The organism is Pseudomonas sp. M47T1 (genome assembly GCF_000263855.1).
In the GTDB taxonomy this organism is placed as follows: Bacteria; Pseudomonadota; Gammaproteobacteria; order Pseudomonadales; family Pseudomonadaceae; genus Aquipseudomonas.
Map to the genome: position 1 here is coordinate 1 of NZ_AJWX01000047.1, position 14111 is coordinate 14111.

Consider the following 14111-nt stretch of genomic DNA (forward strand, 5'->3'; position numbering starts at 1 on the left):
ATAGTTCGATTCCATCTCTGGACGTTACGCAAAATCATTTGCTGGTTTCCCTTCAGACTGCCCTACGTAATGGCAATTGGCCGCTATGCGCAAGAAGTTGCGCACCTCTCGACCGAAAATCTGCCCTCCAAACGCTACAACCCCCGTAAATCAAGGGCTTCAGAGCAGTGCGCAAGAAGTTGCGCAGCAGTGCGCAACTTCTTGCGCAATTTTCCCTTAAAAACCAGTCGTACGTTACTTTTCTCCGACGAAAAATTCTTTCAACCGATTGATTTATAACGTATTTATATTTTCTGGCACGGGTTTTGACTGCTATTCCGTCACCAGGACGTCTTACCCGTCCAGGATTCGACACTAAACCCCGCAAGGAGAGCTTTCATGCCAACACCCGCCTACCTGACCCTCCAGGGCACCAAGCAAGGTCTGATCACTGCCGGCACCTTCACCGAAGACTCGGTCGGCAACATCTACCAGGAAGGTCACGAAGACGAGATCCTGGTTCAGGCCTTCGACCACCAGGTCATCATCCCGCGTGACCCGCAGTCGGGCCAACCGACCGGCCAGCGCGTGCACAAGCCGCTGAAAATCACCAAGGTGTTCGACAAGTCGTCGCCACTGATCTTCACCGCGCTGACCACTGGCGAGCGCCTGACCGAGTGCACCCTGAAGTGGTTCCGCACCTCGGCCTCCGGTACCCAGGAGCACTACTACACCATCAAGCTGGAAGACGCGATCATCGTTGACGTTCAGTCCAACATGGCTAACTGCCAGGACCCGAACATGTCGCACTTCACCCACCTGGAAGACGTCTATTTCACCTACCGTAAGATCACCTGGACTCACGAAGTCTCGGGTACTTCCGGTTCCGATGACTGGCGTTCCCCAGTCGCCGCCTAAGCGCGCGTGACTGTTTGACAACATCGGCCGGAGCTTTCTGGCCGATGTTGTTTGTGCCAACCCTGACCTAGAGGAACAATGGATGTTCGCGCTGGCCAATCAGCCCACGTTCAATCTGACCGTCCAAGGCTTCGACGGCGACCTTCGCGTGCTGGAATTCACCGGCCAGGAAGCGCTCAACCAACCCTTCGAGTTCCAGCTGGAGCTGGTCAGCCAAAGCGCCTCCCTGGCGCTGGAAAACCTGCTGCACAAGCCCGCGTTCCTGGCCTTCTCGCCCAGCGGCAGCGGCATACACGGCATCGTCCAACGCGTCGCACAAGGTGACTCGGGCAAGCGCTTCACGCGCTACCACGTCACCCTGCGCCCGCAACTGGCCAACCTGGGCCAGCGCTTCAACCAGCGCATCTTCCAGAACATGACGGTCGACAAGATCATCGGCCAGGTGCTGCAAGAGCACGGCATGCTGGCAGACGCCTACCACTTTCACCTGGGCGCGACGTACCCCGAGCGCGTTTATTGCGTGCAGTACGACGAGTCCGACCTGCATTTCGTCAACCGCCTGTGCGAAGAGGAAGGCCTGAGCTACCACTTCCAGCACAGCGCCGACGGCCACACGCTGGTATTCGGCGACGACCAGACGGTGTTCCCCAAGCTGGACCCGGTCAGCTACCAGCAGGACTCCGGCCAGGTGGCCGACAACCCGGTGATCAAGCGCTTCAACGTGCGCCTGGAAACCCGCACCACCCGCACCACGCGCCGCGACTACGACTTCGAAAAGCCGCGCCTGCTGCTGGAAAGCGACAGCAAGACCCGCTTCACCCCCGACCTTGAAGACTACGACTACCCCGGCCGCTTCGTGGACCGCGAGCGCGGCAAGCTGCTGGCCGGCCGCGCGCTGGAGCGCCACCGCGCCGACTATCGCCTGGCCGCCGGGCGCAGCGACGTGGCACAGCTGGTGAGCGGCCACTTCATGGCCATGGCCGACCACCCCCAGGCCAAGTGGAACGACCTGTGGCTGCTGACCGAAGTACGGCATCACGGCAAACAGCCACAGGTGCTGGAGGAGTCCATCCCCAGCGACACCACCAGCAACAAGGACGACTTCCACCAGGGCTACCGCAACCAGTTCACCGCAACGCCCTGGGACATGTTCTACCGCCCTGCCCTGCGCCATCCCAAGCCGCGGATCATGGGCAGCCAGAGCGCCATCGTCACCGGCCCCGCCGGCGAAGAAATCCACTGCGACGCCTACGGGCGGGTCAAGGTGCAGTTCTTCTGGGACCGCGACGGCCAGGCCGACGACAACAGCAGCTGCTGGCTGCGGGTGTCCAGCGCCTGGGCCGGCGCCCGCTACGGCGGCGTGGCCATCCCGCGGGTGGGCATGGAAGTGCTGGTGGGCTTCCTGGAGGGCGACCCCGACCAGCCGCTGGTTACCGGTTGCCTGTACCACGCCGAAAACAAGGTGCCGTACAACCTGCCGGCGAACAAGACCCGCAGCGTGTTCAAGACCCTGAGCAGCCCCGGTGGCGGCGGCTACAACGAGCTGCGCATCGAGGACAAGGCCGGGCAGGAACAGATCTACCTGCACGCCCAGCGCGACTGGGACGAGAACATCGAGCACGACCAGAAAATCCGCGTGGGCAACCAGCGCCACGACACCGTCGAAGCCGACAGCTACACCGAGTTCAAGGCCGAGGAGCACTTCACCGTCGACCTGGACCGCAAAGTCGAGGCCCGGGCCGACGACCACCTCACCGTGGGCCAGAACCAGCACCTGAAAATCGCCGTGGGCCAGTTCATTGAGGCTGGGCAGGAGATTCACCTGAGCAGCGGGCAGAAGGTGGTGCTGGAAGCCGGCGCCGAGCTGACGCTGAAAGCCGGGGGCAGCTTTATCAAGGTTGACGGCAGTGGCGTCACCCTGAGCGGCGCCACCATCAAGATGAACCAGGGTGGCAGCGCGGGGGTGGGTACGGCGATTGCGGCGTTGTTGCCGGGGTTGCTCAAGCAGGCAGCCAATGCCGTGGCCGGGGCGCTGCTGACGCCCGCGCAGATTAATACGCTGAAGCGCAATGCGCCGTTCTGCGAGGAGTGTGAGAAGTGCAAGGACGGTGCCTGTGCCATCTGATTCATTAAGCGCCAAGCAATGGCTGGAGCAACACCCGCTGGCAGCTGGCGAACATCTCTACGTGGTGTTGGGCAGCGCCAGCGACGCGCAACCGCTGGTACGCTACTACCAATTGGCCACCCCCACTGCGCCCATTCCAATCTGGGGCGGCACGCCCTATGCCGGATGGAAGGAAGTGATGCCGTACGTCGACCAGTTGAAGGTCGATAGCCCACTGCTGGACTGGATCGATAGCTGTAAAGAGCAGGACTGGGGCTGGCTGGGCGTTTCTCGGTGTGCGCCGCAGTTAGTGGCTGAACATTTGCGCGGCTTGACCCAAGTGATCATGCCAGGCGGTACCGAAGTATTTTTCCGCTTCTGGGATGGGCGGCACTTGCTACCAATCCTTGAGCACCTGGGCGCGGGCAGTGCTCAGGTGCTGCCGGTGTTCGATCGGTACTGGATCAATGGTAACGCGGTGCACAGCGGCGTCGGCGTAGTGCGGGATGCACAACCGTATCCCTGGTGGGAAGTACCACAAGCGTTGCTGGACCGGCTAATTGAGACAGACCCCTCCACGCTTGTAGACAACTTGATGCAATGGCTGCGCGAAGAGCATGCCCCCCTGTACTTCGCCCTGCCGGAAACCAACCTGCGCCTGAAAATAACCCACTTCGTAAAGCGCGCCGCCACCCCGCAAGAAACGCTTAGCACGCGTGTCAGAGCCTATCTGGAACAGGAAGTCCTGAAATGAACCTCAACCCTATCATGGCTATCTTTGACGCTTACGTGCTCAGCGCCACGCCACCAGATGCCGACAAGATGCTGGCCGACTTCAAGGCCAACACCCTCACCCATTACAAAGAACTGGCCGACGGATTTCTGACCGGCTGGGCGATGGATATCGACCAGGAAATCCGCGTCAGCGACGAGGTCAGCACGCTCAGCAAAAAAGACGTCGACAAGGACGACAAGAAAGTCGAGACCTACGCGACCTGCCCGGTAAACGGCAAGCTGACATTGCTGCACCGTTTCGACTCATCGACATTCGTGCCCATTGGCAATACGCCTTATGTCATGGAGCCGGTCAACGGCGCCTCAGGCACTGCGGAGTCGTTTAGCGGTAACCTCGATAATTTGGGCATGGCGGTGATCCAGGGCTGTATTCCCAACCAGCAGTATCGCCTCAGGTTCTACCCACAAGTCGGCCAAGCTGAACTCGACGCCCTGTATGGTTCATACGACGGCATCATGGCCAGCCTCTACAACTGGCTCAACCAGCAGTGGCAAAGCAGCATCCAGCCCAAATGGAAAGAATTCGCCCCCGTCAGCGACCCCAAGCGCCTGGCACAGGCCAATCAAGCACTGCGCGATGGCATCAAGAAAGCGCTGACATCACTGTGGGATGACATCAAGAAGGCGTTTTCCATTCTGGCCAACCTGGACCAGAACATGGCCAAGTTGCTGACCATGATCAACGAAGCCGACTTCAAGAAACTGAAGGCCCAGGCTGACCAGTTGCTGTCTACCGCGCTGACGATGCTTAGCGACCCGTTGTTGATGTACCTGTACACCATGGCGCTGCTCACTTGGGTAGAGCTCCTGCCGCCCACCATGGTGGCCGAAGCCATCGGTGAATTTACCACCGACTTCCTGATCAATTTCGTATTGGGGGTCGTGCTGTCCGGGGGTGTTGGCCTGGCCGTGCGCATGACGGTTTCCGGCGGCGCAGCGGGTATCAAAACCGGCGCCAAGATGTTCTTGCAGGACGCCGTGCAGGCACTGGTCGATATCAGCACCAGCCACAAGCTGCCAGCGCACGCAAAAACCGTTACTCCGCTGGTAGCGGCTTCAGAGTCGGTGATCAACAGCTCGGCCAAAACCACCAAGCAGATCACCAGTGCCGCACAAGGGATCGACAAGGTTGCCCCGGATACCCTGGACATCCCCAAGGCACCGACAAAAAAATCACCACCGAGGAGTCCACCAAGGTGGACGACGCCTCCAAGCAATCCAAGAATGGTGATGAAAAACCCGCCGACGCCTGCACCGCTACCTGCACCAACGGCTGCCCCGTATCGATGGTCACCGGCGAAGAACTGCTGACCCTCACCGACGGCCAGCTCGACGGTGTGCTGCCCTTCGAGTGGACCCGACTCTACCGTACCTCAGCCGTAGAAACAGAATGCGGCCTGGGCCCAGGCTGGAGCCATGCCCTGGCCCAGCGCGTGACCATCGAAGGTGACAAGGTCATCTGGCTGGACCACGAAAACCGCAGCACCGAATTCCCGTTGCCCAGCGTCAAGCGCCCAGCCATCACCAACAGCCTGTCCAAGGCGGCGATCTACCTGGGCGATGACCCCAGCGAACTGATCCTGACCCAGGCCGGCGACAAGGCGCGCTTCTACCACTTCCGCTTCGATCGCCACAGCGCCAACCTGATCGCCATCAGCGACGCCTACGGCAACCGCCTGCACCTGCACCGCGACATCCTGGGCCGCATCAAGCGCGTCGACAACGGTGCCGGCCGCGCCCTGCTGCTGCGCTATGACCGCACCGTGATTGTAGGTGTGGACTACCAGGCCTACCGCCTGGCCGACAACGTCGATGACGCCTGGGAAACCCTGCAGAACCTGGTGACCTACCGCTACGACGACCAGCGACGCCTGGTGGAGGCCACCAACGCGGTCGGCGAAAGCGAGCGGTACGCCTACGACGCCGAGCATGTCATCCAGCTGCGCCAGCTAGCCGGCGGAGCACGGTTCTTCTGGGAATGGGAAGGCGTGGGCAAGTCCGCCCGCTGCGTGCATCATTGGGCCAACTTCGCGCAGATGGACGCGCACTACACCTGGGGCGATGACGGCAGCGTCACCGTGCTCAATGCCGACGGCAGCCAGGAAGTGTACGTGCACGACGACAACGCCCGCCTGGTCAAGCAGGTGGACCCCGACGGCGCCGAACGCGAAAAGGCCTACGACGAAAAAGGCCGGCTGGTGGCGGAGAAAGACCCACTCGGCGCCATTACCCAGTTCCAGTACAACGACGCCGGCCGCCTGACCGCCGTAGTGCCGGCCGAAGACGCGCCGACCACCTACGAATACGACAACGGCTTCGTCAGCGCGGTGCAGCGTGGCAAGGCCGAGTGGAAATACGAACGCAACGCCCAGGGCGACATCACCTACCAGCTTGACCCCAGCGGCAACGCCACCAGCTTCAGCTACGACGCCCGCGGCCGCCTGCTGGACATCTACTACGCCGACGGCAGCAAGCACCTGCTGACCTGGAACAAACTGGGCCAGTTGATCGAGGAGCAACTTCCCGACGGCGGCCAGCGGCGCTACCGCTACGACGCCCTGGGCCGGCAGATTACCCGCCAGGATGAGCGCGGCGCCGTCACCCAGTACAAGTGGAACGCCGTTGGCCGCCTAACGCAGGTGCAACTGCCCGGCGGCGGCACCCGCGGTTTCACCTACAACGCCTACGGCAAGCTGACCAGCGAACGCGACGAACTGGGCCGCGTGACCCGCTACGAATACGCCGACAACCTGCACCTGGTCAGCCGCCGCATCAACCCCGACGGCAGCCAGCTCAGCTACCGCTACGACAACGCCCGCCTGCTGCTGACCGACATCGAGAACGAACGCGGCGAGCAATACCACCTGGACTACCACGTCAACGGCCTGATCCAGCAGGAAACCGGCTTCGACGGCCGGCGCACCGCCTACGCCTACGACCTCAACGGCCAACTGATCAAGAAAACCGAATTCGGCGACGACGGCAGCGAACTGATCACCGAATACCAGCGCGACAGCGCCGGCCGGTTGCTGGTGAAAACCCTGGGCGATGGCGAGCAGATCCACTACCGCTACGATGCCCTCGGCCGCCTGGTCAACGTTGACGACGGCCACTGGCCGCTGGCCTACGAATACGACCTGCAGGACCGCCTGACCACCGAGCACCAAGGCTGGGCCACCCTGCACTACCGCTACGACGCCCTGGGCCAGCTCAGCCATGCGCGGCTACCCGATGGCAGCACCCTGGACTATCGCCACGAGCCCGGCGGCAACCTCAGCGCCATCGACCTCAACGGCCAACCGCTGACCCGCCACAGCTACGCTGCAGGCCGCGAGCAACAACGCCAGCAAGGCCAACTGCTCAGTCAGTACCAATACGACGAACAGGGCCGCCTCACCGAACACAAGGTCACCCAGCACCAACAGCGCCTGCTGGCCCGCTTCTACGACTACGACACCAACGGCAACCTGGCGCGCATCAGCGACAGCCGCAAAGGCCTGCGCGAATACCACTACGACCCGCTCGACCGCCTGGTAAGCGTACGCGGCGACCTGACCGAAGCCTTCAGCCACGACCCCGCCGGCAACCTGCTCAGCCAGGCCCCCGCCGTGGATGGCAACCGCGTCAACGTGCAGGGCAACCGCCTGCTGATGCAAGGCGATGCCCATTACGATTACGACGCCTACGGCAACCTCAGCCGCGAACGCCGCGGCGCCGGGCAGCGCCTGGTCACCGAGTACGGCTACGACGCCCAGCACCGGCTGGTGGAAGCGCGGCTGCCCAATGGGCAGGTGGCGACTTACCGGTACGACGCGTTCGGGCGGCGGATCGAGAAGACCGTTGGCGGCAAAACCACCGAGTTCATCTGGCAGGGCGAGCGGCTGATTGCCGAATCGGCGGCGGGGCATTATCGCAGCTACGTGTATGAGCCGGGGACGTTCAGGCCGCTGGCGATGGTTGACGGTGAAGGCCCGGCCGCCGCCCTGCCCTATTACTACCAACTGGACCACCTGGGTACGCCGCAGGAGCTGACCTCGGGTACGGGGGCGATCATGTGGTCGGCGCACTACCGTGCGTACGGCAGCGTCAAGAAGCTGGAAGTGGCGGAGGTGGAGAACCCGCTGCGGTTTCAGGGGCAGTATTTCGATGCGGAGACGGGGCTGCATTACAACCGGCATCGGTACTACAATCCGGGGACAGGAAGGTTTTTGACGCCTGACCCGATTAAGTTGGCTGGGGGGTTGAACAACTATCGGTATGTGCCTAACCCTACGGGGTGGGTGGATCCGTTGGGGCTTAGCACGTGTCCGTGCGCCCCTAGTGAAAGTGGAGGCGTTGAACCTACGCCTTCAGTGAACAAGAACGAATCGGACGCGCCAGATTCTCAACGAACTGCTCGCCAGTTCCATTCTTTTCATGACTATACTATGCCTGAAGACCTTTATCTAAAAAGCGACTCGGTACAGTTCAACCGAGCCAATAAAGAACTCATAGCGAGAACCAACGAAGACCCAACGTTCCGAAAAGATCTGCTGAGCCGAAATCCTGATTTGAAGCAATGGCTCGATGACCCTAAAAGAAAGATGGGCTCCAGCCCCACCGGATACACTTGGCACCATCATGAAACACCTGGCCTACTACAATTAGTGCACCGAGGCGATCACTCTAAGCAGCATTCTATTTATCACCCGGCAGGAAAAGGCGGGCGAGACATATGGGGTGGGGGCCGGGCAGGTCGCAAAGGCGAAATAAAGACGGAGTAAATATGTTTTATACTGAAAAACTGACGCTAGACCAGCTTATAAATAATATCAGAAAAAATGAGAAAAGTTTGGCATTTTGTGTTTACGGTTCCATTCCAAGCGAAAACGCCAAACTCAGCACACCGTGCGTGATTGATGACTATCCAGAAATAACCGACGATGATGATGAGGTATTTCCTGATACTGTCACAGAAGCAAAGCTACACTTTTGGTTTAGAGACGAGCTACTGGAAGACGTAATAAGTAATGCAACAATGCAAAACCCAAAAGTTACTAACGAGGAGATTTTAGCCGCCATAAACTATTATGACGAACACGACACATTCATGCCGCTAACATAATTAGGCGCAGCTACCATTTAAAAGAAAGGGGGGCCTAGTCAGCTCTCCCTGCCTGTCAACACCAAATCAAAACACAGATTCTTCTTCTTTTTTGGGAAGCATTTTAAGTGGTGTACTAGCCTCTACAACTTTGTTCCCATCATTCAAATCGCATCACTATACATCGCAGAGAAAAACCTAAGAACCTGGCGGCAGCGTGCCATACGCCTGCATCGAAAGCTTCGAAGCCGAGCGATTCAGCACTTGGCAGTATATGCAGCTCGGGCTGGCACTTAACATCTATCCACAGAAAACCGATACATTGCCCCACTTCGACAGGAAGCGCTGTTGGGCGCCGATGAAAATGGCTGATGCTTTCAAGGAAATGGGTTTCGCAAGCATCTGGTTGGGTTTAACTATGGCGGGTTCCGTACCACCGACGGACAAAAAGTAGATAGGGAGCTGCTGGGAGAAGAGATCCTGTGTCGCATCGAAAAAGCGCACCGCGAGGAGACGGCTCAGCATGGGAGGATTTGGGTACCGTCGTCGTCAGCCAATGATCCGCTATCGCCCGCTCAGTCCTGACCTACTCTTCTGGCTTGCCCCCTGAATGACCACTCCAAGGGGCGAACATACTATGTCTTGCTAAGGCAGTGATGGGTTTCGGATGCTGACATCGTCGACAATCGCCGCAGCCATTTCACCCATGTAGAACGCAGCCCACGCAATATGCCGCTCGCCCTCGCCCATTGCGGCATCCAGCATCAGCTGACTGGCACAATTCTGCAGCATCGAGGCGTATTCGAGCGCAACGTTTGCTGGGATGTGCGGGTTGATCGAAAATAAGCGGTGTTCGCCGTCACCGCAGCGAGCGAAGGATGTGACACCTGCAGTCTCAAGCTCTGATATGTCTGACATATTTGCTTCCCTACTAAATTAAGAGCCGCCTCCATCTGCCGCCAAGCAGTTGGGTGGCGGATTGCGCACGGTTGGCGGACCGGTAGTAGGACCGGCACTTCCGAAGAAGTCCACGCGCAACCCGCCATGACACAAAATCACGGGCGTAAAAAAACGCCTGCGATAGTGAGTATGCGGCGCTGTTGCGCCTACTAACCGGACCGCCAAGTCCGATCGCTGAATGTGCAGCGACAGGGTCAGGGTAACGCTCGACTACTGATATCGCAAGCCAGTCGAACCCCGGCGGCAACCTCAGCGCCATTGACCTCAACGGCCAACCGCTCACCCGCCACCAGTACAGCGCCGGGCGTGAACAGCAGCGTCAGCAAGGCCAACTGCTCAGCCAGTACCAATATGATGAACAGGGCCGCCTCACCGAACACAAGGTCACCCAGCACCAACAACGCCTGCTGGCCCGCTTCTACGACTACGACACCAACGGCAACCTGGCGCGCATCAGCGACAGCCGCAAAGGCCTGCGCGAATACCACTACGACCCGCTCGACCGCCTGGTAAGCGTACGCGGCGACCTGACCGAAGCCTTCAGCCACGACCCCGCCGGCAACCTGCTCAGCCAGGCCCCCGCCGTGGATGGCAACCGCGTCAACGTGCAGGGCAACCGCCTGCTGATGCAAAGCGATGCCCATTACGATTACGACGCCTACGGCAACCTCAGCCGCGAACGCCGCGGCGCCGGGCAGCGCCTGGTCACCGAGTACGGCTACGACGCACAGCACCGGCTGGTGGAAGCGCGGCTGCCCAATGGGCAGGTGGCGACTTACCGGTACGACGCGTTCGGGCGGCGGATCGAGAAGACCGTTGGCGGCAAAACCACCGAGTTCATCTGGCAGGGCGAGCGGCTGATTGCCGAATCGGCGGCGGGGCATTATCGCAGCTACGTGTATGAGCCGGGGACGTTCAGGCCGCTGGCGATGGTTGACGGTGAAGGCCCGGCCGCCGCCCTGCCCTATTACTACCAGCTGGACCACCTGGGTACGCCTCAGGAGCTGACCTCGGGTACGGGGGCGATCATGTGGTCGGCGCACTACCGTGCGTACGGCAGCGTCAAGAAGCTGGAAGTGGCGGAGGTGGAGAACCCGCTGCGGTTTCAGGGGCAATATTTCGATGCGGAGACGGGGCTGCATTACAACCGGCATCGGTACTACAATCCGGGGACAGGAAGGTTTTTGACGCCTGACCCGATTAAGTTGGCGGGGGGGTTGAACAACTATCGGTATGTGCCTAACCCTACGGGGTGGGTGGATCCGTTGGGGTTGGATACGTGTCCGGGCGGGCCAAATTGCACGCCGACCGCAGCAGAAACTGATTCGGCGACTACAGCTCCAGCGGTTAGCGAAGGCGAGCCATCTGTTCCAAGCTACGACACACCGTACCAACCTCTAAGTGCCTCTCAGAAAAAAACCATTCAAGCAAAAGTAGCTGATAGGACTGCGTCGAAAGAAGAATACTCTCAGCTAGACTGGAGTAGAAGATTTGCAAACCTCCGTCGAAAAGGCGTTGCTAGCTTTTGGTCACAGGAAAGGAGCGCGGTTAGAAATGGCGAACCTGGTACACGAAACTGGTCCCCAGAACAGGTCGAGCAATTAAAGGCCGGAAAAACGCCAACCTATGACGGTAAGCCCATGGAGGGGCACCACATGTATAACGCACTAAGTTACCCACAATTAGCAGATAAAGCTTGGAATATACGTGCCGTGACGCGGGACGAGCATCTTTATCGGTGGCATGGAGGGAACTTCCGCAATGAAACACAAGGTGTCCCTGCGAACCCACATATCCCTGAGGATTTCTAAAGTGTCGAAGATAAGCATCGCCGCAGCAAACTCTACATCGGATATAGAGGCCGCAAAATTTTTGCATCGACGGTTAAAGATGTCGCTGATAGGATCGCAAAAAAAGCTTGCTATGGGCGATAAGGGGCTATTTTACACCTGCGAACTTTTTGGAAACGATCATGTTGAACGTGAAAAGGAAATCCGAGACATAGTAAATTTTTTCCGGTCTAGAAAAGTGCCACTTATATATATAGAGATCAGCTCAAACCAAAACTGGGGAGACATTAAGGCTGAAGACCTGAGAAAATACTATGTAGAAGAGTCCAGCGTACTTAACGTCTTAGACGAAAATCATGGTTTCTTTGAGTAAAAAACCTTTCACGTCAGCGAAATAAAAAATCGCTAGGCTCTGTACGAAATTCAAGAAAGTTCCCCCACTCCCCCTTCGGCCTGGAGATTTTGTAGAGTTGACTGCTATCCAAGGAAGGGAATCCTGTGATGGCAAATCGATACGAAATCTCTAATGAAGCGTGGGGCTTGGTCGCTGACCCTTTCATTAAAAGGCGTACCAGAGGCCGGCCCAGGATGACGACCGCAGGATGCTTGATAGCGTGCTCTGGATCCTCCGGTCCGGTGCCGCGTGGCGGGACATGCCTGACGAGTTCGGCCCTTGGTCAACGGTTTATCAGCGTTTCCGGGACTGGCGTAATCGGGGAACCTGTCCATGTACGAGCTCTGCGGAAGAGTGGAGCTCAAAAAATGTCGAAAGCTCAGCCAGCGTTACATCTAGGGAATCTCCGAACAAGTCCCCAAATGTGATGAAATACGCCTGACCACCTGATCCGAGCCGCCCATGAGCCAGATGAGCTTTTCCGATTTCGAATATGCCGGCAAGCGCAAACAGACACGCCGCGAACGCTTCCTCGCCGAGATGGATCAGGTCGTACCTTGGACAGGTCTGCTGGGCCTGATCGAGCCGTTCTACCCCAAGGCCGGCGGCGGCAGAAAACCCTATCCTTTGGAAACCATGCTGCGCATTCATCTGCTGCAAAACTGGTTCTCCCTGAGCGATCCGGCCATGGAAGAAGCGCTCTACGAAATCACGCCCATGCGCCAATTTGCACGCCTGACTTTAAGCGCCCCGATACCTGAAGACACCACGATCATGAACTTCCGGCACCTGCTGGAAAAGCATCAACTGGCCCCTGCAATCCTCGCGGTCATCAACGGTTATCTGCAAGAAAAAGGCCTGTCGCTGCGCCAAGGCACCATCGTCGATGCCACCATCATTCATGCTCCCAGTTCGACCAAGAACGAGGAAGGCAAGCGCGATCCCGAGATGCATCAAACCAAGAAAGGCAACCCATATTTCTTCGGGATGAAAGCTCATATCGGCACTGACGTTGAGTCCGGGCTGGTTCATCACGTCCATGGCACCGCCGCTAATGTAGCCGATGTCACGCAGGTTGCCGAACTGCTCCACGGCGAAGAAAACGCGGTGTATGCAGACGCTGGATACACCGGTGTCGAGAAGCGTGAAGAGCATGAAAATCGTGAGGTCATCTGGCAAATCGCGGCGCGGCGCAGCACGTATTCCAGGCTCAATAAGCGCAGCGTGCTCTACAAGGTCAAGCGCAAGATCGAGTACTGCAAAGCTCAGACACGGGCCAAGGTCGAGCATCCGTTTCGGGTAATCAAGCGTCAGTTTGGCTACGTGAAAGTGCGCTTTCGTGGGCTGATGAAAAACACAGCTCAGCTGACCACGCTGTTCGCCCTGTCGAATCTGTGGATGGCTCGAAAACAGCTGATGGGTATGGGTGAGTTACGCTCTTGACAGTGAGGAGCGGGCCGAAACGCCCTCCTTGCAGGAGGCATCGTTCGATTTTCAGCGAATAACGCTGTTTGCCGGGTTGGTTTTCGACTTGCCGCTGACGCGCGGCAAGTTGATCGGAGCATCCCTAGGTGCGGTATGTGCCGCGTGGTCAGTGCGATGAAGTCAGCGGCGTGACGATATTGGACCAACCGGCCAGTTGTAGTGCAGTCGTGCCGTCGGGCGTGATCGCCTGCGGATCTGCATCGTGGCACAGCAAGGCGGCTGCGTTGGCTTGGTTGCCCTCCAAGGCTTCTCGGTGCAGTAGCGGCCAACGGCGGTCGCCGCGCGCTGTGGGGCTGATGATGGCGTCGCGCAGCAGTCCGGCGGTGTTCTCTCGCTCATGGAGTCGTCAAGAGGACCAGCGCAGCCTGGCTGCAGCGGCTATGAGGTTTAGGTGTCCGGTGTTCGAGGCTTCAGGTGTTTGGGGGCCTTAACGACAAAACCCCCACCTGCATGCGCAGATGGGGGTTTCGGAATTCAATCTTGACGATGACCTACTCTCACATGGGGAAACCCCACACTACCATCGGCGATGCATCGTTTCACTGCTGAGTTCGGGATGGGATCAGGTGGTTCCAATGCTCTATGGTCGTCAAGAAACTCTGT

General features: G+C 58.8%; 10 protein-coding genes, 1 rRNA gene and 4 pseudogenes. 11 read left to right on the forward strand and 4 right to left on the reverse strand.

What is annotated here, in order from left to right; genetic code table 11:
• The 7 genes and pseudogenes from PMM47T1_RS30525 to PMM47T1_RS28255 form a co-directional block, all read left to right on the forward strand.
• On the forward strand, nucleotides 1-279 hold a 279-nt coding region (locus tag PMM47T1_RS30525), incomplete at its 5' end, for a hypothetical protein (RefSeq protein WP_238536671.1).
• 99 nt (nucleotides 280-378) lie between these two features.
• A complete protein-coding gene (locus PMM47T1_RS28235; RefSeq protein ID WP_008375709.1) occupies nucleotides 379-897 on the forward strand; it encodes an Hcp family type VI secretion system effector in 519 nt (172 codons plus the stop codon).
• An 82-nt stretch (nucleotides 898-979) separates the two neighbouring features.
• On the forward strand, nucleotides 980-3022 hold the full coding sequence (gene tssI, locus PMM47T1_RS28240; protein ID WP_008375711.1) for a type VI secretion system Vgr family protein: 2043 nt from the start codon (nucleotides 980-982) through the stop codon (nucleotides 3020-3022).
• Nucleotides 3012-3755, forward strand: coding sequence for a DUF4123 domain-containing protein (locus PMM47T1_RS28245; RefSeq protein ID WP_008375714.1), 744 nt, complete (start codon nucleotides 3012-3014; stop codon nucleotides 3753-3755). Before tssI ends, PMM47T1_RS28245 begins: the two co-directional genes overlap by 11 nt.
• Nucleotides 3752-8154 (forward strand): annotated as a pseudogene (locus PMM47T1_RS28250) (RHS repeat-associated core domain-containing protein); the annotation flags it as partial. The gene PMM47T1_RS28245 and the pseudogene PMM47T1_RS28250, both read left to right, overlap by 4 nt.
• Before the next feature lie 102 nt (nucleotides 8155-8256).
• A pseudogene (locus tag PMM47T1_RS31025) lies at nucleotides 8257-8559 on the forward strand (HNH endonuclease); the annotation flags it as partial.
• A gap of 2 nt (nucleotides 8560-8561) precedes the next feature.
• Nucleotides 8562-8900, forward strand: a complete 339-nt coding sequence (locus PMM47T1_RS28255) for a DUF7716 domain-containing protein (protein WP_043301647.1) — start codon at nucleotides 8562-8564, stop codon at nucleotides 8898-8900.
• 279 nt (nucleotides 8901-9179) lie between these two features.
• On the opposite strand, the gene PMM47T1_RS28260 is transcribed toward PMM47T1_RS28255, so the two are convergent.
• Both PMM47T1_RS28260 and PMM47T1_RS28265 read right to left on the reverse strand, forming a co-directional pair.
• Nucleotides 9180-9404 (reverse strand): hypothetical protein, encoded by a 225-nt coding sequence (locus PMM47T1_RS28260; protein ID WP_008375716.1) that lies wholly within the window; start codon nucleotides 9402-9404, stop codon nucleotides 9180-9182.
• A 120-nt stretch (nucleotides 9405-9524) separates the two neighbouring features.
• Nucleotides 9525-9797 carry a DUF3077 domain-containing protein gene (locus tag PMM47T1_RS28265; protein ID WP_008375719.1) on the reverse strand — a complete coding sequence of 91 codons (273 nt, stop codon included), beginning with the start codon at nucleotides 9795-9797 and terminating at the stop codon, nucleotides 9525-9527.
• A 281-nt stretch (nucleotides 9798-10078) separates the two neighbouring features.
• On the opposite strand from PMM47T1_RS28265, the pseudogene PMM47T1_RS29615 reads away from it, so the two are divergent.
• The 4 genes and pseudogenes from PMM47T1_RS29615 to PMM47T1_RS28285 all read left to right on the forward strand — a co-directional run.
• Nucleotides 10079-11650 (forward strand): annotated as a pseudogene (locus PMM47T1_RS29615) (RHS repeat-associated core domain-containing protein); the annotation flags it as partial.
• Between the two features lies 1 nt (nucleotide 11651).
• Entirely contained in the window at nucleotides 11652-12002 is a 351-nt protein-coding gene (locus PMM47T1_RS28280; protein WP_043301649.1) for a hypothetical protein, read from the forward strand.
• Nucleotides 12003-12130: 128 nt separating this feature from the next.
• Nucleotides 12131-12351, forward strand: a pseudogene (locus tag PMM47T1_RS30535) (transposase); the annotation flags it as partial.
• 134 nt (nucleotides 12352-12485) lie between these two features.
• Nucleotides 12486-13466 carry an IS5 family transposase gene (locus tag PMM47T1_RS28285; RefSeq protein ID WP_008375725.1) on the forward strand — a complete coding sequence of 327 codons (981 nt, stop codon included), beginning with the start codon at nucleotides 12486-12488 and terminating at the stop codon, nucleotides 13464-13466.
• 148 nt (nucleotides 13467-13614) lie between these two features.
• On the opposite strand, the gene PMM47T1_RS30030 is transcribed toward PMM47T1_RS28285, so the two are convergent.
• Both PMM47T1_RS30030 and rrf read right to left on the reverse strand, forming a co-directional pair.
• The gene (locus tag PMM47T1_RS30030; protein WP_157213101.1) at nucleotides 13615-13752 is read right to left on the reverse strand and encodes a hypothetical protein; all 138 of its coding nucleotides are present in this window, start codon (nucleotides 13750-13752) and stop codon (nucleotides 13615-13617) included.
• A 234-nt stretch (nucleotides 13753-13986) separates the two neighbouring features.
• Nucleotides 13987-14102 (reverse strand): 5S ribosomal RNA (gene rrf, locus PMM47T1_RS28290).
• Nucleotides 14103-14111: the final 9 nt, after the last annotated feature.